We start from the raw sequence: 18,563 nt of genomic DNA on the forward strand, positions 1-18,563 counted from the left end.
AGGGCGTCAGGAGGTCTCGCGGGCGGCGGGGCCGCTGCCGAAGAGGACGTCGTCCCAGCTCGGCAGGCGCTTGCGCGGCTTGCCGGAGGCGTCACCGGACTCGCCGGAGCCTGGCCCGGTGGCGGCGCGACGCGGCCGGAGCACCGCCAGCGACGGCACCGCCGGGACCTCCTTCGGAGCGTCGGCGTCGTCGTCGAACGCGGAACCGGCGCCGCCGCCGAGCAGCGCGGCGGCACCACCGGCGACCGGACGCTGCCGGGGCGCGTCCGGCGAGGCCATCGACGCGGCCGGGTCGAGACCGCGACCGGCGGTCGAACCGAGCGGCCGGTCGAGCCCGGCGAGCAGCGCGTCCCGGCCGGCCCGGATCGGATCCCGGCCGGGCCGGGCGTGGTCGCCGGCCGCCGCCGGCAGGCCGTGCCCACCACGGCCCGGCTCCACCCGGGACGGACCGGGCAGCGCGTGACCGCCGCGTTCCGGCGCGGGCTCCTGGCCGAGCAGTGGCGCGGGGCGCTCGGCGCAGAGGTACTGCGCCATGTCGTCGTGCGGCGTCACCGCCTGGCGGGCCTTGTCGAGATCCCAGATCGCCTGGGCGGTGGCCTTGCCCGAGGGCCAGGTCGCGATGATCCGCCAGGTGCCGTCGTCGCGCCGGTAGGCGTCCCAGGAGATCTTCTCGGTGTCGATGCCGTGCTGGGAGAGCCGGCCGTCGACGATCTCGGCGAGCGGCGCCTGGTTCTCCGCGTTCTTCAGCCGGGTCCGCCGGGCGTGCTGGGCGAGCATCGCCCGCTCCTGGAGCACGGGGCCGGCATAGCGCAGCACCCGGTCGACCGGAACCCCGGCGATCCGGGCCACGTCCTCGGCGGACTCGCCGGAACGGATCCGGGCCTGGATGTCCCGTGGCGACAGCGAGGGTGCCGGCTCGGTGCCGGGACCGACCGCGGTCAGTGGCGCGCTGCCGGGCTCGTTGTGCAGGACCGTCGCGACCCGTTCGTCGATCGGCAGCGCGAGAAGACGGCCCACCTCGTCGGTGAGCACCATGGCCTGGCCGTCCTCGGAGAGGGCGACGAAGCGTACTGGCCGCATCGCGTTGCCTCCGTCCCGCCTCGCTGGCCCCACGCCACAGGTCAGACACCCGGGCGTCCTCGTCACACGGTACGCTGCTCCGTCACCCGTTGGGGAGAGGCGCGCCCGCATGTCGCGGGTGAGCTGCACGAATTGATCACTCGGGTCGGGCGGTCCGGCCGACCGGCCCGACCCGAGGGACGGTTCGACTCAGAGCCGGTCGACCACGTAGTCGACGCAGGCGGTCAGCGCCTCGACGTCGCTGGGCTCGACGGCCGGGAAGAGCGCGATCCGGAGCTGGTTGCGGCCGAGCTTGCGGTACGGCTCGGTGTCGACGATCCCGTTCGCCCGCAGCGCCTTGGCGATCGCGGTCGCGTCGACACCGTCGGCGAAGTCGACCGTGGCCACCACATTGGAGCGCAGTGCCGGATCGGTCACGAAGGGTGTCGCCACGGCGGAACGCTCGGCCCAGCCGTACACGATCGCGGCGCTCTCGGCGGTGCGCTTGGCCGCCCAGGCCAGCCCGCCCTGCGCGTTCATCCAGTCGGTCTGCTCGGCGGCCAGGAAGATCGTGGCCAGCGCCGGGGTGTTGTACGTCTGCTCCAGCCGCGAGTTGTCGATCGCGGTGACCAGGTCGAGGAAGGCCGGGATGTAGCGCCCCGAGGACTTGATCTCGGTGGCCCGGGCCAGCGCGGCCGGCGACATCAGGGCGAGGAAGATCCCGCCGTCGGAACCGAAGCACTTCTGCGGGGCGAAGTAGTAGACGTCGGTCTCCCGGACGTCCACCTCCAGGCCGCCCGCCCCGGAGGTCGCGTCGACCAGCAGCAGCGCGTCGTCGTCGGCGCCGGCCACCCGGCGGATCGGCACCGCGACACCGGTCGAGGTCTCGTTGTGCGGGGTGGCGTAGACGTCGACACCGGCCTCGGCGACCAGCGACGGCGCGGTGCCCGGGTCGGACTTGCGCACGGTGGGCTCGCCCAGGAACGGCGCGTCCTTCACCGACTTGGCGAACTTGGCGCCGAACTCGCCGAAGCTGGCGAACTGCGCCCGGTCGCGAACCAGTCCGAAGGTGGCCACCTCCCAGAAGGCGGTGGTGCCGCCGTTGCCGAGCACCACCTCGTAACCCTCGGGCAGGGAGAAGAACTCGGCGATGCCGCGACGCAGCCGGGCCACCTGGTCGCGTACGGTCTTCTGCCGGTGCGAGGTGCCGAGGTAGGTCGTGGCGACGTCGGCCAGCGCGGAGACCGCCGCCGGACGCACCTTGGAGGGGCCGCAGCCGAACCGGCCGTCAGCGGGTCTGATCTCGTCGGGAATCCGAATGGTCGATACGTCAGCCACGGTTACGAAGATCCTTCCGGTGGGCCGAGCGGGCCCGGGAGCCGAGCGGTTGATCCGGCGACGCTGCCGCCACCCCATCCTCGCACCTCCGCCGGGCCACCCGGAGGACGATCCCACGCCGCCGGCTGAGTTCTGCCCCACAATCCGTCGGGTGTAAGGAAGGGCCCCCGCTTATACAAAAAGCGATAAGCGGGGGCCCTTCCTTACACCTCAGGCGTTGTGTGGGACGGCGTCCCAGCCCTCCACCTGGGTGGGCTTGCGCGGGCCGGGGCCGGTGTACCGGGCCGCCGGCCGGACCAGCCGCTTCAACTTCTTCTGCTCCAGGATGTGCGCGCTCCAACCGCCCATCCGGGCACAGGTGAACATCGAGGTGAACATGTGCGCCGGTACCTCGGCGAAGTCGAGCACCACGGCCGACCAGAACTCGACGTTGGTGGCGAGCACCCGGTCCGGCTTGCGGTTGTGCAGCTCCTCCAGGGCGGCCTTCTCCAGCGCCTCGGCGATCTCGAAGCGCGGCGCGCCCAGCTCCTTGGCGGTACGCCGGAGCACCCGGGCGCGCGGGTCCTCGGCCCGGTAGATCCGGTGCCCGAAGCCCATCAGCCGCTCACCCCGGTCGAGTACGCCCTTGACGTACCCCTCGGCGTCGCCGCTGCGCTCCACCGCCTCGATCATGTGCAGTACCCGGGACGGCGCACCGCCGTGCAGCGGGCCGGAGAGCGCGCCGATGCCGGACGAGATGCAGGCGGCGGCGTCGGCACCGGTCGAGGCGACGATCCGGGCGGTGAAGGTGGAGGCGTTCAGGCCGTGCTCGGCGGCGGAGATGAAGTAGGCGTCGACGGCCTTGACGTGCCGGGGGTCGGGCTCGCCCCGCCAGCGCTTCATGAACCGCTCGACGATGGTCTCGGCCTTGTCGATCTCCTTCTGCGGTACGGCCGGCAGGCCGAGCCCGCGCGCCGACTGGGCGACGAAGGAGAGCGCGGTCACCGAGACCCGGGCCAGGTCCTCCCGGGCCTGCTCGTCGGAGATGTCGAGGAACTGGGAGAGCCCCCAGTACGGCGCCAGCATCGCCACCGCGGACTGCACGTCGACCCGGATGTCGCCGGAGTGCACCGGCACCGGGAACGGTTCGGCCGGAGGCAGGCCGGGACCGAACCGGCCGTCCACGAGCAGCGCCCAGACGTTGCCGAAGGAGACCTGGCCGATCAGGTCCTCGATGTCGACCCCGCGATAGCGCAGCGCCCCTCCTTCCTTGTCAGGCTCGGCAATGGCGGTCTCGAAGGCGATCACGCCTTCCAGCCCCGGTTTGAAGTCGGACATGCGCGCTCCTGGATCGGTCGTCCGTGCATTCGGGGCTCACCCGGCGGTGCCCGGCGTGAACCCGTGGCGAACTCTGCGATGTATTCGTGCCATCTTGCCTGCTGGGTAACTAACTTTGCGAGAGGTCAGGGTTGTGCTACGCGCGACACGGGGCGGCAACGACGGGCCCGCTCGGGCGCGCCCGACGGCCGACCGGGTCGGCGCGGGTTCCCCGCCTCCAATCGACGGACGAGGATGTGACGTGATGCGGGACACACCGCCGGCCGGGCTGCGTCGGGAGTACGGGTCTGCCGACGGGCTCGCCGAGGACGAGCTGGCGCCCGACTGGTGGACGCAGTTCCACCGCTGGTTCATCGACGCGGTCGGGGCCGGGTTGCCGGAGCCGAACGCGATGGTGGTGGCCACCGCCGACGCGCAGGGCCGGCCCAGCAGCCGCACGGTGCTGCTGAAGGGGTACGACGAGCGCGGGCTGGTCTTCTACACCAACTACGGGTCGCGCAAGGGCACCGAGGCGCGGCTCAACCCGTACGCCAGCCTGCTGTTGCCGTGGTTTCCCATCCAGCGCCAGGTGGTGGTCTGCGGCACCATCGGCCCGGTCGACAGGGCCGAGACCGAGGCGTACTTCGCCGGCCGGCCGCGCGGGTCGCAGCTCGGGGCGTGGGCGAGCCCGCAGTCGGAGGTGCTCGCCGACCGGGCCGCGCTGGACGACCGCTTCCGGGCCGTCGCGCAGCGGTTTCCCGACGGCGTACCGGTGCCGCCACCGCCGCACTGGGGCGGCCTGCGGGTGGTCCCGTCGACGGTGGAGTTCTGGCAGGGACGGGCGAGCCGGCTGCACGATCGGCTGCGCTACCGTCGGACCGGTGCGGACGACTGGATCATTGAGCGGCTGGCGCCTTGACCGCCGCTGACTCCGCCGAGCCGGCCGCCGCCGGGAATCCGCGGTCCGCCGGCCGGTTCTCCCGGTGGGCGATGGACGTACGTCCGCTGCGGGTGCCGGCGTACCGGCGGCTCTGGATCGGCAACGGCGTCTCGATGTTCGGCTTCCAGCTCACCGCCGTCGCCGTACCGGTGGAGATGTTCGCGCTGACCAGGGAGTCGTTCTGGGTCGGCCTGCTGGGTATCGCCGGATTCGTCCCGCTGCTGGTCTTCGGCCTCTGGGGCGGGGCGGTCGCGGACGCGGTGGACCGCCGCAAGCTGCTGCTGGCCAGCTCGATGCTGATGTGGCTCTCCACCGGAGGACTGCTGCTCCAGGCGCTGTTCCGGGTCGGCAGCCCGGTCCTGCTGCTGGTGCTGGTCGCGGTGCAGACCACCGCCTTCGCGGTCAGCTCGCCGGCCCGGCAGGCGATCATCGCCCGGCTGGTGCCCACCTCGCTGGTGCCGTCGGCGAACACGCTCGGCTACACCACCTCCACCGCCGGTGGGGTACTCGGTCCGCTCGCCGCCGGCCTGGTCTTCTCGGCCGGGTCGGTCGAGGCGGTGCTCCCGGTGGCGTACGGGGTGGACGCGCTGCTCTTCACCGTCTCGCTCTGGGCCACCTACCGGCTGCCGTCGATGCCGCCGCTGGACGACGGCGGCTCGCCCCGGCGGGCCGGCCTGGCCAGCATGGTGGACGGGTTCCGCTATCTGGCCACCACCCCGGTCCTGCTGCTCTCCTTCGCCGTCGACATCATCGCGATGGTGCTGGCGATGCCCCGGGCGCTCTTCCCCGAGGTGGCGCAGGAGCGCTTCGGCGGCGGGTCGGCGGTCGGCTGGCTGTTCAGCGCGATCGCGATCGGCTCGGTGCTCGGCGGGCTCACCTCGGGCTGGATCAGCCGGGTCCGCCGGCAGGGCCTGGCCCTGGTCTGCGCCGTGGTCGGCTGGGGGCTGGCGATCGCCGCCGCCGGGCTGGCCCGGCAGCTCTGGCTGGCCGTCCTGCTGCTCGCGGTGGCCGGGGCGGCCGACCTGGTCAGCGCGGTCTTCCGGCAGTCGATGTTGCAGGTCTACGCCCCGGACCGGCTGCGCGGCCGGTTGCAGGGCGTGAACATCACGGTGGTGGCGGGTGGCCCCCGACTGGGCGACCTGCGCGCCGGCAGCACCGCCGCCGCCTTCGGGGTCGGCGTCGCCTGGGTGGGCGGCGGGGTGGCGGCGGCCGTACTCGCGCTGCTGCTGGGGCTCCTCTTCCCGGCGCTGGCGCGCTACCGGGCGCCGCAGCCCGACGACGAGGACGCCGGGGGCGGCGACGGGGACCGGAGGCCGGGTGCGGGGGCCGGTTCCGGGCCGGCCGGTGCGGTCGCCGGCTCCGGCTCCGCCGGCGGCGCGGCGTCCGGCCAGCCGGGCGCCGCCGCCGGGTAACGGCTATCGTCCCGGCATGGACAACGTCACAACGGCGACCCGGCCGCTCTCCGGTGCACAGTGGACGATCTCTGCCGCCGGCCAGGAGGCCGTGGTGGTCGAGATCGGTGGAGGGCTGCGGGCGTACCGGGCGAACGGCGTCGACTACCTCGACGGGTACGCGGAGGACGAGCTGCCGGCCGGCAGCGCGGGTCAGGTACTCGCACCGTGGCCGAACCGGATCCGCGACGGCCAGTACACCTTCGCCGGCCAGGAGTTGCAGCTTCCGCTGACCGAGCCGGCCCGGCACACCGCGATCCACGGTCTGGTCAACTGGCTGCCCTGGCGGCTGGTCGAGCAGCGGCCGGACGCGGTGGTGGTGGGCTGCGAGATGCCGGCCCAGATCGGCTACCCCTGGCCGCTGTCGCTGCGTGCGCAGTGGGAGGTCGGCGCCGACGGGCTGCGGGTACGCCACGAGGCCACCAACGTCGGCAAGACGCCCTGCCCGTTCGGCTTCTCGGTGCACCCCTACCTGCGGCTGCCCGGAGTCGCCGTGGACGACCTGCGGCTGCGGGTACCGGGCCGCAGCCGGCTGCTGCTGGACGGCCGGCTGCTCCCGATCGGGGCGGCGAAGGTGACCGGCGGGGAGTACGACTTCACCGAGCCGCGCCGGATCGGGCCGGCCGTACTCGATCTGGCCTTCGGGGACCTCGACCCGGCGCTGGTGCAGGAGTGGGGTTCCAGCGTCACGCTCTCCGGCCCGGACTCGGCGGTGAGCATCTGGGCCGACCCGTCGTTCGGTTGGTGGCAGGTCTTCACCGGGGACACCCTGACCGGCGACCGCTATCGGCGGTCGGTGGCGGTCGAGCCGATGACCTGCCCGCCGGACGCGTTCCGCTCCGGCCGGGACGTGATCGTCCTCGAACCGGGACAGACCTGGCAGGGGAGCTGGGGCATCCGGCCCGGCGCCTGACGCCTCGGCGGAGCCTGGAGGGGCGCGCGATGGAGTTCTCGACGGTGGTCCGGCGGCGGCGGATGGTGCGCAACTACGACCCGGACCGGCCGGTACCGCCGGAGTTGGTGGACCGGTTGCTGGAGCATGCCGTCCGGGCTCCGTCGGCCGGGTTCTCCCAGGGCTGGGCGTTCCTGGTGCTGACCGAGCCGGCGGACCGCGAGCTGTTCTGGACGGCGACCACCCCGGACCGGGCTGAGGTGTTAGGAGGGGGCCCTTCATCTACCGAAAACGATAAGCGGGGGCCCTTCCTTAACCGGTGGCTGACCGGGATGCGGCGGGCGCCGCTGATCGTCGTACCGCTGGCGGACCGCTCCGCCTACCTGGACCGGTACGCCGAGCCGGACAAGGGGTGGACGGACCGCGACGAGGCCCGCTGGCCGGTGCCGTACTGGTACGTCGACACCGGGTTCGCCGCGCTGCTGATGCTGTTGACCGCGGTGGATTCGGGGCTCGGCGCGTGCTTCTTCGGCATTCCGCCGGAGCGCACCCGGTCGTTCCGGGAGGCGTTCGGGGTGCCGGAGGACTTCACCCCGATCGGCGCGCTGAGCATCGGTTACCCGGCACCGGACCATCGATCACCGTCGTTGCGACGCGGTCGCCGGCCGGTGGAGCAGGTGGTGCACCGGGGGCGGTGGGGCTGACATCTCCGCCGGTGCGGGAACGGCGTTGTCACCGAAGGTAGTAACGAAACTGACATCCGTGGACAAACCAAGAGCTCGTCGGAGGTCGCTAGGCTGACGGACGTCATTGGTACGGTGCGGCTCGGGCAGGTGGCGGGCCGCCGGAGTAGCGGCAAGGGGTCGGGCCAGCACGGCCATGGGGAGGGGAGCGTGCCGTCGTGATCTTCAAAGCGGTTCGGGACGGGCGTCCCTACCCGGACCACGGGCTCACGTTGAAGCAGTGGGCAGAGATCCCGCCACGTCCGCTGCGCCTCGACCAGCTCATCACGACCAAGCGGGAACTCGCGCTGGACAAGCTGCTCGCCGAGGACTCCACCTTCTACGGCGACCTCTTCCCGCACGTGGTGCAGTGGAGCGGCGGTCTCTATCTGGAGGACGGGCTGCACCGCGCGCTGCGCGCCGCGCTCCAGCAGCGCAACCAGATCCACGCCCGGGTGCTGGTGCTGCCGGCCTCCTGAGCCCGGCGGGGCCGCGCTGGCTAGGGTGGCGGTCATGACCGAGGCAACGGCCGGGACACCCCCGCTCGACCTGCTCGACCTGGACGGTTCGCTGACCGAGGAGGACCGCCAGATCCGGTCCGTCGTGGGCCAGCTCGTGGCGACCCGGGTACGCCCGCACGTCGCCGACTGGTACGAGACCGGCCAGGCCCCGGTGCGGGAACTGGCCGTGGAGTTCGGCAGGCTCGGCCTGCTCGGCATGCACCTGACCGGGTACGGCTGCGCCGGCTCCTCTGCCGTCGCGTACGGGTTGGCCTGCCTGGAGCTGGAGGCCGGCGACTCCGGGGTACGGTCGCTGGTCTCGGTGCAGGGATCGCTGGCCATGTACGCCATCTGGCGGTACGGCTCCGAGGAGCAGAAGCAGCACTGGCTGCCCCGGATGGCGACCGGCGAGCTGATCGGCTGCTTCGGGCTGACCGAGCCGGACCACGGCTCCGACCCCGCCTCGATGACGACCCGGGCCCGCCGGGACGGCTCCGACTGGGTACTGACCGGCGGCAAGATGTGGATCACCAATGCGCCGGTCGCCGATCTCGCCGTCGTCTGGGCACGTACCGACGAGGGGGTGCGCGGTTTCGTCGTACCCATGGCGACGCCCGGGGTGACGGCGCGGGAGATCCGGCACAAGATGTCGCTGCGCGCCTCCTCGACCGGAGAGATCGTGCTCGACGGGGTCCGGTTGCCGGCGGACGCCCTGCTGCCGTCCGCGACCGGGCTGCGGGCCCCGCTGAGCTGCCTGACCGAGGCGCGGTACGGCATCGTCTGGGGTGCGCTCGGCGCCGCCCGGGACTGCCTGCACGCCGCGATCGACTACGCGACCAGCCGGGAGCAGTTCGGCCGGCCGATCGCCGGCTTCCAGCTCACCCAGGCCAAGCTGGCCGACATGGCGGTCGAGTTGCAGAAGGGCTACCTGCTGGCGCTGCACCTGGGCCGGCTGGCCGACGCCGGCCGGCTGCGGCCGGAGCAGGTCAGCGTCGGCAAGCTGAACAACGTCCGGGAGGCGATCGCGATCGCCCGGCAGTGCCGGACCATCCTCGGCGCGAACGGCATCAGCGGGGAATATCCGGTGCTCCGGCACGCCAACAACCTGGAGAGCGTGCTGACCTACGAGGGGACGTCCGAGATCCACCAGTTGGTGATCGGGCAGCGGCTCACCGGGCTCTCCGCGTTCGGCGGCTAGCCCGGCGAGCGTGCCGGGTCAGGCCACCTTGCGGGCGGAGCGGAGCGCGGTGGCCAGCGTCTCCAGGGCGGCGGCACTGCCGGCGTACGAGAACCGGGGCTCGCTGTTCCAGCCGACGATCTGGTTGGCCTTGACCGCCGGAAGCTGTTGCCAGGTGGGCTTGCCGGTCAGGTCCTTCGGCTGGAGCGTGGAGCTGCGGTTGTCCAGCAGCAGCAGGTCGGCCGGGTACTTGTCGGCGTTCTCCCAGCTCAGGCTCTCGAAGTAGCCGCCGTCGTCGAGCTTGCCCGGCACCACGACGTCCACGCCGAGGGACTTGTAGTAGAGGATGTCGGAGTTGACGCCCGGGTTCGAGGCGTAGAAGAGGTCCTGTGCGGCGGAGCAGGCGAGCACCCGGATTCCGGGGTTCGCCGCGACGGCCTCCCTGATGCTCGCGGCGGCGGTCTCGAACCGGGCCTTCGCCTCGGTGACCTTCGCCGCGTTCAGGTCGGCGCCGAGCGCGGCGGCGAGTTCGGCGTGCCGGCCGATCACCCTGTCCAGCGGGGCCCGGGAGGCGACCAGCGCCACGGTCGGGGCCAGCGGGACGATCTGGTCCTTGCTCTCGTCCGGCACGTACCAGAGCGAGTTCTTCTCGTACTCGTGCGTGACCAGCAGTTGGGGCTTGACCGAGGCGTACGTCTCGATGTTGAACTCGCCCCAGGTGTTGCCGATGACGGTCAGCCCGGCCACCGGCAGTTCGCCGGCCTGCACGTCGGCGCTGCCGTCGGCGCGCTTCGTCGGGCCGAAGACGCCGACGAGTTGGTCGGTGACGCCGAAGTCGTAGAGCGCGGCGGCGGTGCCGACGAACGCGACGACCCGGTCGGGCCGGCTCGCTGCGGCGGCGGTCTGCCCCCGGTCGTCGGTGAAACTCCACGCGCCGCCGGATCCGGTCTCCGTGCCGGGATCGTCGTCCTGGCCGCAGGCGCCGAGCAGGGCGGTGAGGCCGAGCGCGCCGGCCGCGCCGAGCAGGTTGCGGCGGGTGAACTGACGAGGGTGCGGCATGGCGTGGTGCTCCTTGGCTGACCGCTGCGCACAGCGGAACTCTTCGGTCCGGGGGCGATCTCTGTTCGCCGGGCATGAGGTTAGCCTGACCTAACTTGGAGTTGTCAAGTCGCGGTGGATCCGCGCTGACGCCGCTGACCTGCCGGTTGACCCGGCACGGGGCCCGAACGGAGAGCGCGCGCACTCGCCGCCGTGCCGGGTCCGGGCGGGATTAGAGCCGGCGGCCGGGGGTAGCCCGTCCCGTGGAGGCCGGAGGTATCGCCGAGCACGGGCTGCTGGCCGACGGGCGCAGCGCCGCGCTGGTCGACAGCTCCGGCTCCGTCAACTGGTGGTGCCCCGAGCGCTTCGACGCACCCTCGGTCTTCTGCCGGCTGCTCGACGTCGCGGGTGGGCACTGGTGGATCCGGCCGGCCGGGCGCTTCGAGGTGCGTCGCGACTATCTGCCCGACACGCTGGTGCTGCGTACCGTGTTCCGGACCGAGCGCGGCGAGGTGTCGCTGACCGACGGACTGCTGCTGGAGGCGGGCGCCCGGGGACACGGCATCGGCCGGCGATCCCCCGGAGTACTGGTCCGGGTGGTCGAGGGGCTCTCCGGGACCGTCCCGATGGTGCTGTCCTACTCGCCCCGGTTCGAGTACGGCCGGCGGACCGCGTACCTGGTGTGGCGGGACGGGCAACTCGTCGCCACCTCCGGGCCGACGACGTTGGCGCTGAACGCCCCGATCCCGTTGACCGTGCACGAGTCCGAGGCGACGGCCGGGTTCGCCGTCGGTGCCGGCCAGCGGGACACCTTCGTGCTCGCCTACCGGCCCACCTTCCACGAGATGCCGGTGCACCCGGTCGACGACGCCGACGCGTTCGGCGACACGGTGCAGGGCTGGCGGTCCTGGGCGGCGCACCACGACTACCAGGGCCGCTATCCCGAGCTGGTCCGGCGCAACGCCCTGGTGTTGCAGGGCCTCACCTATGCGCCGAGCGGCGCGGTGGTGGCCGCCGCGACGACCTCGCTGCCGGAAAAACTCGGCGGCGACCGCAACTACGACTACCGGTACGCCTGGCTGCGCGACTTCAGCCTGACCCTGCGGGCGCTCTGGGTCGCGGCCTGCCCGACGGAGGCGAACCGGCTCTTCGGCTGGGTCGCCTCGGCGGTCGGCCGGATCGACGGCCAGCCGGTACCGATCATGTTCGGCGTCGAGGGGGAGCGGGACCTGTCCGAGCGCCGGATCGAGACGCTGCGCGGGTACGCGGACAGCAGGCCGGTCTGGGTCGGCAACGAGGCGTGGCGGCAGCGTCAGCTCGACGTGCCGGGCGAACTGCTGGACGCGGCCTGGCGGCTGCGGGACTACCTCGACCCGATGGGTGCGGAAGTCCGCGACCTGCTGCGCAGCCTCGCCGACCAGACGGTGCACAGCTGGCGGGAGCCGGACGCCGGGATGTGGGAGGCCCGGGACGCCGCCCGGCACTACGTGTCGTCCAAGGTGGGCTGCTGGGTGGCGCTGGACCGGGTGGTGCGGTTCGGTGCCCGGCTGGGCGACCCCGACGACCTGGCCCGCTGGGCGACGGCCCGGGACGAGATCCGGGAGACGGTCCTGCGGGAGGCGTGGAACGCCGAGGTCGGTGCCTACACCGGAGCCTTCGGCTCGGACCAGCTCGACGCCAGCGTGCTGCTCATGCCGATCGCCGGCTTCCTGCCCGCCACCGACGCCCGGATGCGGGCCACCATCCGGCTGGTCGAGGAGCGGCTCTCCCGGGGCGGCCTGGTCCGGCGCTGGGCCGGCGATCCGGCGGCGTTCACGATCTGCTCCTTCTGGCTGGTGCAGTGCCTGGTGCTGGCCGGTGAGCGGGACCGGGCGGCGGCGATCTTCGAGAACGTCGCGGGCGTCGCCAACGACCTCGGACTGCTGGCCGAGCAGGTCGACCCGCACACCGGCGAGCAGCTCGGGAACTTTCCGCAGGCGTTCTCGCACATCGGACTGATCGGTGCGGCCTGGGAACTCACCACCGCCTCGGCCGAGGCGGTACCGGAAGGGGGAGGAAGCTGATGACTGGACGGCTTGCGGGAACGACGGCGCTGATCACGGGTTCGGATTCCGGGATCGGTCAGGCCACCGCGGTCGAGTTCGCCAAGGAGGGTGCCGACGTGGTGGTGCACTACCTGCACGACCACGACGGCGCGCAACATACCCGGGAGCAGGTGGAACAGGCCGGTCGGCGGGCCGTCGTGGTGCGGGGCGACATCAGCGAAGAGGAGCAGGTGGAGGCGATGTTCGACACCGCCCTGGCCGAGTTCGACGAGCTGAACGTGCTGATCAACGACGCCGGGGTGGACGCCTCGGGCATCCCGGTGATCGACCTGGACACCGAGACCTGGGACCGGGCGATCCGGGTCAACGTCTACGGGGCGTTCTTCTGCTCGCGGCGGTTCGCCCGGCACCGCCGGGACCGGGGCGGCAAGGGCAAGATCATTAACATCACCTCGATCCACCAGGAGGTGGCCCGGGCCGGCGGCTCCGACTACGACACCAGCAAGGGCGCGCTGCTCAACCTCGCCAAGAGCATGGCGCTGGAACTCGCGCCGATGGGGATCAACGTCAACAACATCGGGCCCGGCATGGTGCTCACGCCGTTCAACCAGCGGGCCATCGACGACCCGAAGTACCTGGAGGAGCAGGTGCAGAGCATCCCGTTCAAGCGGGCCGCGGAGCCGGTCGAGATCGGTCGGCTGGCGGTCTTCCTGGCCAGCTCCGACGCCGACTACGTCACCGGGTCGACGTACTTCATGGACGGCGGCCTGATGCAGAACCAGGGTCAGGGGGCCTGAGGCGGAGGACCGCAGTCGGGAGGAGAAGCCGTGTCCCGCTATCCACGCAAGATCGTCCCGATCGACCACGTCGAGCCCTGTGACCGGCGGATCCGGGCCCTGCTCAACGGCGAGTGGGTCTTCGACACGGGCGGCGCCCGGTACGTCTGGGAGTGGCAGCACTATCCGCACTACTACATCCCGCTCGCCGACGTACGCCAGGACCTGCTGGTCGACGAGCACGACACCGAGCAGTACGCCGAGGGCACCGCCCGGCAGTACGGGCTCCGGGTGGGCGAGACCTACCACCCGGGCTGTGTACGGGTGCACACCGGAAAGTCCGTCGATGGGCTGACCGACATGGTGCGCTTCAGGTGGGACGCCCTGGACACCTGGTTCGAGGAGGACGAGGAGATCTTCATGCACCCGCGCGACCCGTACACCCGGGTGGACGCGCTGCGGTCGACCCGGCGGGTACGGGTCGAGATCGACGGCGAGGTACTGGCCGAGACGGGCTCGCCGGTGCTGGTCTTCGAGACGGGCGTGCCCACCCGCTACTACCTGAACCGGACCGAGGTGGACCTCGGCCGGCTGATCCCCACCGAGACCGAGACCGCCTGCCCCTACAAGGGCCGGACCAGCAACTACTGGTCGGTCCGGATCGGCGACACCACGCATCAGGACGTGGCCTGGGCGTACGACTTCCCCAGCCACCTGTTGCAGCCGATCGCCGGGATGGTGGCGTTCTTCAACGAGAAGGCCGACATCTTCGTCGACGGCGAGGCGATGCCCCGGCCGGACACCCGCTGGTCGCGGTAGGGCCACCGGGTTGCCCGAGGAACTGCTGGCCCGCGTCGTCCAGGTGCTGGTCACCGTCGTCGAGGCGGTGGGGGCGGCGGTGATTTTCGTCGGCGCGGTCTGGACCGCCGGCCGGTTCGTGGTGGCCGGAATCCGTCACCGGTCGGCCGCCGTCTTCACCCCGATCCGGCTGTCGCTGGGCCGGTTCCTCACCCTGGGGCTGGAGTTCCAGCTCGCCGCCGACATCCTGCGTACCGCCGTCTCGCCGACCTTCGGACAGCTCGGCCGGCTGGCCGCGATCGCCACCATCCGGACGGCGCTGAACTATTTCCTCGGCCGGGAGATCCGGCAGGAGCAGCGGCAGCTCGGCACCGCGGACGGTCCGGCGGCCGACCGGCCCGGCCCGGCCGGCGAGGGGGTCGGACGGCGGTGAAGAATCTCGGCACCCTGCTCACCGCGCTCGCCCTGGTGGCGGCCATGGTGACCCTGCTGACCACCAGATCGTGGCGTACGGCGTTGCGGGTGCTGCTCGACCTGCTGGTGGCGGCCGGTCTGATCCGGCTGGCCACCCTGGAGAGCTGGACCGATCTCGCCGGTGCGGCGATCGTCGTCGCGCTCCGCCAGCTCGTCTCGGCGGCCCTGCTCGGCTCCGGCCGGCCCGGTGTTGGGGCCGGGCCGGCCGGAGACCGGGTGGTGGTGGGATGGTCCAGGATGAGGCGGCCGGGAACGGATACGGGCCGGACCCGCTCCCGACCGACCTCCTAGAAGCCGCGCCTGCTGTTCGGGTCCGAGGCGACGGCGAGTACCTGCTGGAGGCCCCGGTAGGCGGCCTTGGGCTGGAAGTTCTCGTCCAGCGGGGTGGCCGAGCCCTGACCCTCGAAGAAGCCGGGAACCCAGGAGTACTTGTCGGTGAAGCCCCACACCGTGAACATCACGCAGCGCGGGGTGAGCAGGCAGGCCTGGAGCAGGGTGTTGAAGCTACCCACCTGACCGGCTTCCTTGTAGGTGTCGACCGGCAGGAAGAACCGCACGTCGACCTCGGTGAACGCGGTCTCCAGGCCGAGCCTGTCGAACCGGGCCAGGTTCTGCGGCGCGTCGATCGGCAGCGGGTACTGGAGGTCGAGGTGGCCCTGGAAACCCATGCCGTGCAGCGGCACCCGCTGCTTGCGGAGCTGCTTGGCCAGCTCGTAGTAGGCGGTGCTCTTCGGGTTGATGTTGTCGATCGCGTAGTCGTTGAGGAAGAGCTTGGCCCGCGGGTCGGCGGCGTGCGCCCAGCGCAGCGCGTCGGCGATGTAGTTCGGGCCGAGGTGCTGGCGGAAGATGGTGTCCCGGAGCACCGGGGCGTCGCCGTCGGTGAACGCCTCGTTGACCACGTCCCAGGCCCGGACCTTGCCCCGGAAGTGCTTCACCACCGTGGTGATGTGGTTGCGCACGATCTCACGCAGTTCGGCGGAGTCGATCGAGCCGTCCGCGACGCCGTCGGTCAGCCAGGCGGGGGCCTGGCTGTGCCAGATCAGGGTGTGGCCGTGCACCTTCTGCCCGTTGCGCCGGGCGAACTCGACCAGTTCGTCCGCCGGGCCCCAGTTGTAGGTCCCCCGGGTCGGCTCCAGTTCGGCCCACTTCATGACGTTCTCGGCGGTGACCGCGGAGAACTCCCGGGCCGCCCGCTCCCGGTACGGCGCATCGGTGGCCAGCGCGTTCATGTCGATCGCGGTACCGATGCCCAGGCCGTGCTTCCTGGCCAGTACCCGCAGCGGAAGGTCCGTGGACGTCCCACCGGTTACGTGTGCGGCCGAGCCGCCCTTGGTCGCAACGGCGTTGATCGGCGCCTGGGTCGGAGCGGCGGCGGTGGCGGTCGACGGCCCGACCGTGTAGAGGGCGCCGGCCGCGAGCACGCCGACCAGGGCTATCCGAAGTTTTCTCATCGAAGCAAGGCCTCCAGGGTGTGGTTCTCTGTCAGCCGCCGGTCGGAACCGGCGGGAACCGGCGCGCAGGGGACGGATGCGCGTCGATCGCTACCGGAACGCGGATCGGGTACGGATTTGCTGCCGAGCGAACTGTCGGAGATCCGACACTCTGGAGGTTGGATCGATATTGCTCGAAGATCGCCGGAGATGGTGGGAGACGCGAGGGTGGTGGTCAGCCGGTCTGCGCCATCGCCGCCGCGAACTGCTCCGGGGTCAGCTTCCCCTGGAACAGCCGGCGCAGGTTGTCGAGGAGTGCGGTCGCCGCCGCCGGCTCCAGCGCCTGGTCCCAGGCCAGCCCGTACGACGGGGCCCGGGTGACCAACTCGTGCACCGAGGTGGCGAACTCGGCGTGCCGGGTACCGCGCAAGCGCTGCGCCGCATCCGTCACCGGCGGCACCTCGCCGTCGGCGACCAGGGCGTCCAGGTAGTCGTCCGACGCGACGGACCGGACGAACTCCAGCGCCGCCTCCGGATGCCGGCTGCCGGCGACCACCGAGAAGTAGTGGGTCGGCACCCCGACCAGGTCGGCCGGATCCCCGGCCCCGCCGGAGACGGCCGGGAACGGCACGAAACCCAGCTCGCCGGTGGCCACGAAGTCCGGGTTCCGGGCGAGCTGGGTCGGATACTCCCAGGTACCCATGAGCTGCATCGCGGCCCGCCCGCGGGCCAGCCGCCCGGACGCGTCGCCGTCGTCGTAGGCGACGGAGGCGAAGTCGGCACCGAAGGCGCCCCGCTCGACGAGGGCCCGTACCTCCCGCAGCGCCTGCGCCACCGCCGGCTTCGACCAGGCGCCCGGACGGCCGGCGACGATGTCGGCGGTGGTACCCGGACCGCCGATCCGCTCGGCCAGGTACATCACCCACATCAGCTCGGTCCAGCCCTGGGCGCCAGCCAGCGAGATCGGGGTGATGCCGCGCGCCTTGAACGTCTCCACCAGGGAGAGCAGCTCGGCGTAGCTGCCCGGCGGCCGCACGCCGGCATCGGCGAACACGCCCTTGTGGTAGAAGAGCACCACCGGGTGGGTACCACCCATCGGGATGCCGTACTGCCGGCCGTCCACCACCCCGCCGGCCAGAGTGCTGGGCAGGAACCTGCCGGCCGTGCCGGGCTCGTCCCGCAGCGCGGTCAGGTCGGCGAGCAGCCCGTCCCGGGCCATCCCGGACAGGCTCGCCCCGCCCCAGGTGGCGAAGACGTCCGGACCCTCCGAGGAGCCGATCCCGGTACGCAGCTTCTGCTTGTACTCCTCGTTGCCGAAGGTGACGAGTTCGACGTCGAACCCGGCGCCCCGGTTCTGCCGGTTGACCAGTTTCCGCAGCGCGGGCTCGTCGCCCGGCTGGGTGATCGCCCAGACCCGGATCGTCCCCGACGCCTCGTCGGCGGGCGGCGCCACCGGCGGCACCGTCCGGGTCAGTTGCGCCCCGGCCAGGGTCACCGCCAGCACCAGGACCGCCGTCGCCAGGCTGGCCAGTCCGGCCCGCTGTCGACGCCTGCGCCGATAGCGCCCGCGGATCGTGTCGATCGCCCCCGGGTCGGCCGCCGGCAGGGCGTGCTGTGCCTGGGTCAGGGTGGCGGCAAGCTCCCGGTCGAGCCGCCCGTCGTCCACCGGACCTACCTCGTCAACCACGTCCGCTCCGAATCGTCGACTCTGAGGGCGCCAGGTGCGCCCGTAGCACGCGCTTGGCTCTCGCGTACCTGCTGGAAACCGTGCCCGGAGGTTCGTCACAGATCCCGGCGATCTCGCTGAACGTGTAGCGGTACAGCACGTGCAGCACCACGACCGTCCGTTCCGCCTTGCCGAGCTGCTGCAACGCCTGCCAGAGCGCGCCGTTGCCCACCGCGGTCGCGGCCGGATCGTCGGACCGGTGGTCGACCTCGTCGGTCGGCACCTCACGACGCCACCGCCGCCACCGACTCACGTTGCGGGTCACGATCACCTGCCGGGCGTACGCCTCGGGATTCTGCCCGGCCTTCGGCCACCGCTGCCAGACCTCGACCACCGCGATCTGGGCCAGGTCGTCCGCCTCGGCCGCGCTGCCGCTGATCAGGTACGCGAACCGCCGCAAAGCGTCCAGCCGCGCCCGAGCGAACTCCTCGGCGTCGCTGAACGCACCGTGGGCCACAGGGTCCTCCTCCGGGCTCCCAAACGCCGGCCGCCGTCGATTCGCTGCACCTCGAACCTAGCGGTCCGGGTGTTCCGGTTCACCTGTCGGATACGGTGCTCCGCCGCTCGGCCAGTTCGACGGCGTTGCGGAACAGCATCGCCACGGTGGTCGGGCCGACCCCGCCGACCCGGGGAGTGATCGCCCCGGCGACCGAGGCGCACGACTCGTCGAGGTCCGGCAGCAGCCGGCGGCCGGCGTAGCGGATGTGCTGCATCAGGATGGCGTGCACCGCCGGGTCCTCGTTGGTGGGTGTACGACGCGGAGTCGAGCCCGGCGGTCGCTTCCCGGTGGTGCTCCACCCGACGCCAGTCACGACCGCCACGGCGAGCCTACCTCCGCCCCGCTCGGCGCCGCCGCTGATGCCGCCCTGAGCTGCGCAAACATGAGGCGGGCCCGGGTCGG

17 protein-coding genes and 2 pseudogenes are annotated in these 18,563 nt (G+C 72.1%); 11 read left to right on the forward strand and 8 right to left on the reverse strand.

Translation table 11 applies throughout. The features are described 5' to 3' along the window. Positions 1-6: 6 nt before the first annotated feature. From sepH to V1634_RS01175, 3 genes are all read right to left on the reverse strand, one after another. On the reverse strand, positions 7-1,080 hold the full coding sequence (gene sepH / locus V1634_RS01165; RefSeq protein WP_331205832.1) for a septation protein SepH: 1,074 nt from the start codon (positions 1,078-1,080) through the stop codon (positions 7-9). Between the two features lie 189 nt (positions 1,081-1,269). After that, on the reverse strand, positions 1,270-2,397 hold the full coding sequence (serC, locus tag V1634_RS01170; RefSeq protein WP_331205833.1) for a phosphoserine transaminase: 1,128 nt from the start codon (positions 2,395-2,397) through the stop codon (positions 1,270-1,272). 210 nt (positions 2,398-2,607) lie between these two features. After that, entirely contained in the window at positions 2,608-3,714 is a 1,107-nt protein-coding gene (locus V1634_RS01175; protein ID WP_331205834.1) for a citrate synthase 2, read from the reverse strand. 244 nt (positions 3,715-3,958) lie between these two features. Here V1634_RS01175 and pdxH point away from each other — a divergent pair, with 244 nt between their 5' ends. The 6 genes and pseudogenes from pdxH (at position 3,959) to V1634_RS01205 (ending at position 9,396) form a co-directional block, all read left to right on the forward strand. Beyond that, on the forward strand, positions 3,959-4,612 hold the full coding sequence (pdxH, locus tag V1634_RS01180) for a pyridoxamine 5'-phosphate oxidase (RefSeq protein ID WP_331205835.1): 654 nt from the start codon (positions 3,959-3,961) through the stop codon (positions 4,610-4,612). Positions 4,613-4,683: 71 nt separating this feature from the next. Then, a pseudogene (locus V1634_RS01185) lies at positions 4,684-5,916 on the forward strand (MFS transporter); the annotation flags it as partial. 145 nt (positions 5,917-6,061) lie between these two features. After that, on the forward strand, positions 6,062-6,997 hold the full coding sequence (locus tag V1634_RS01190; RefSeq protein WP_331205836.1) for an aldose 1-epimerase family protein: 936 nt from the start codon (positions 6,062-6,064) through the stop codon (positions 6,995-6,997). Between the two features lie 29 nt (positions 6,998-7,026). Continuing rightward, a complete protein-coding gene (locus V1634_RS01195; protein ID WP_331205837.1) occupies positions 7,027-7,680 on the forward strand; it encodes a nitroreductase family protein in 654 nt (217 codons plus the stop codon). A 197-nt stretch (positions 7,681-7,877) separates the two neighbouring features. Next, positions 7,878-8,177 (forward strand): type II toxin-antitoxin system VapB family antitoxin, encoded by a 300-nt coding sequence (locus V1634_RS01200; RefSeq protein ID WP_107262346.1) that lies wholly within the window; start codon positions 7,878-7,880, stop codon positions 8,175-8,177. A gap of 34 nt (positions 8,178-8,211) precedes the next feature. Beyond that, on the forward strand, positions 8,212-9,396 hold the full coding sequence (locus V1634_RS01205) for an acyl-CoA dehydrogenase family protein (protein WP_331205838.1): 1,185 nt from the start codon (positions 8,212-8,214) through the stop codon (positions 9,394-9,396). Between the two features lie 18 nt (positions 9,397-9,414). Here the strand turns inward: V1634_RS01205 and V1634_RS01210 are convergent, their stop codons facing one another. Further along, positions 9,415-10,434, reverse strand: coding sequence for an ABC transporter substrate-binding protein (locus V1634_RS01210; RefSeq protein ID WP_331205839.1), 1,020 nt, complete (start codon positions 10,432-10,434; stop codon positions 9,415-9,417). 242 nt (positions 10,435-10,676) lie between these two features. Between V1634_RS01210 and V1634_RS01215 the strand changes: the two genes are divergently transcribed. Genes V1634_RS01215 through V1634_RS01235 form a run of 5 tightly spaced genes read left to right on the forward strand, consistent with a single transcriptional unit; the run spans position 10,677 to position 14,797 of the window. Continuing rightward, positions 10,677-12,476, forward strand: a complete 1,800-nt coding sequence (locus V1634_RS01215) for a glycoside hydrolase family 15 protein (RefSeq protein ID WP_331205840.1) — start codon at positions 10,677-10,679, stop codon at positions 12,474-12,476. Further along, entirely contained in the window at positions 12,476-13,255 is a 780-nt protein-coding gene (locus tag V1634_RS01220; protein ID WP_331205841.1) for a glucose 1-dehydrogenase, read from the forward strand. The genes V1634_RS01215 and V1634_RS01220 overlap by 1 nt, the downstream gene beginning before the upstream one ends. Positions 13,256-13,285: 30 nt before the next feature. Continuing rightward, the gene (locus V1634_RS01225; RefSeq protein ID WP_331205842.1) at positions 13,286-14,053 is read left to right on the forward strand and encodes a DUF427 domain-containing protein; all 768 of its coding nucleotides are present in this window, start codon (positions 13,286-13,288) and stop codon (positions 14,051-14,053) included. A 10-nt stretch (positions 14,054-14,063) separates the two neighbouring features. Further along, positions 14,064-14,465: a DUF1622 domain-containing protein gene (locus V1634_RS01230; RefSeq protein ID WP_331205843.1), complete on the forward strand. Its 402-nt coding sequence runs from the start codon at positions 14,064-14,066 to the stop codon at positions 14,463-14,465. Beyond that, a complete protein-coding gene (locus tag V1634_RS01235) occupies positions 14,462-14,797 on the forward strand; it encodes a hypothetical protein (RefSeq protein ID WP_331205844.1) in 336 nt (111 codons plus the stop codon). The genes V1634_RS01230 and V1634_RS01235 overlap by 4 nt, the downstream gene beginning before the upstream one ends. Here V1634_RS01235 and V1634_RS01240 read toward each other — a convergent pair. The 4 genes and pseudogenes from V1634_RS01240 to V1634_RS01255 form a co-directional block, all read right to left on the reverse strand. Beyond that, a complete protein-coding gene (locus V1634_RS01240; protein WP_331205845.1) occupies positions 14,794-15,957 on the reverse strand; it encodes an endo-1,4-beta-xylanase in 1,164 nt (387 codons plus the stop codon). The genes V1634_RS01235 and V1634_RS01240 overlap by 4 nt on opposite strands. A gap of 214 nt (positions 15,958-16,171) precedes the next feature. Further along, on the reverse strand, positions 16,172-17,623 hold the full coding sequence (locus tag V1634_RS01245; RefSeq protein WP_331205846.1) for an ABC transporter substrate-binding protein: 1,452 nt from the start codon (positions 17,621-17,623) through the stop codon (positions 16,172-16,174). Continuing rightward, on the reverse strand, positions 17,616-18,119 hold the full coding sequence (locus V1634_RS01250; protein WP_331205847.1) for an RNA polymerase sigma factor: 504 nt from the start codon (positions 18,117-18,119) through the stop codon (positions 17,616-17,618). The genes V1634_RS01245 and V1634_RS01250 overlap by 8 nt, the downstream gene beginning before the upstream one ends. Before the next feature lie 79 nt (positions 18,120-18,198). Beyond that, positions 18,199-18,366, reverse strand: a pseudogene (locus V1634_RS01255) (bifunctional 5,10-methylenetetrahydrofolate dehydrogenase/5,10-methenyltetrahydrofolate cyclohydrolase); the annotation flags it as partial. Positions 18,367-18,563: the final 197 nt, after the last annotated feature.

Source organism: Plantactinospora veratri, assembly GCF_036421995.1.
GTDB lineage: Bacteria > Actinomycetota > Actinomycetes > Mycobacteriales > Micromonosporaceae > Plantactinospora > Plantactinospora veratri.

Bases quoted from the DNA above. Each gene is read 5' to 3' on its own strand.
- sepH (WP_331205832.1), bottom strand. From the start codon at position 1,080: ATGCGGCCAGTACGCTTCGTCGCCCTCTCCGAGGACGGCCAGGCCATG.
- V1634_RS01175 (WP_331205834.1), bottom strand. From the start codon at position 3,714: ATGTCCGACTTCAAACCGGGGCTGGAAGGCGTGATCGCCTTCGAGACC.
- pdxH (WP_331205835.1), top strand. From the start codon at position 3,959: ATGCGGGACACACCGCCGGCCGGGCTGCGTCGGGAGTACGGGTCTGCC.
- V1634_RS01190 (WP_331205836.1), top strand. From the start codon at position 6,062: ATGGACAACGTCACAACGGCGACCCGGCCGCTCTCCGGTGCACAGTGG.
- V1634_RS01195 (WP_331205837.1), top strand. From the start codon at position 7,027: ATGGAGTTCTCGACGGTGGTCCGGCGGCGGCGGATGGTGCGCAACTAC.
- V1634_RS01205 (WP_331205838.1), top strand. From the start codon at position 8,212: ATGACCGAGGCAACGGCCGGGACACCCCCGCTCGACCTGCTCGACCTG.
- V1634_RS01210 (WP_331205839.1), bottom strand. From the start codon at position 10,434: ATGCCGCACCCTCGTCAGTTCACCCGCCGCAACCTGCTCGGCGCGGCC.
- V1634_RS01220 (WP_331205841.1), top strand. From the start codon at position 12,476: ATGACTGGACGGCTTGCGGGAACGACGGCGCTGATCACGGGTTCGGAT.
- V1634_RS01240 (WP_331205845.1), bottom strand. From the start codon at position 15,957: ATGAGAAAACTTCGGATAGCCCTGGTCGGCGTGCTCGCGGCCGGCGCC.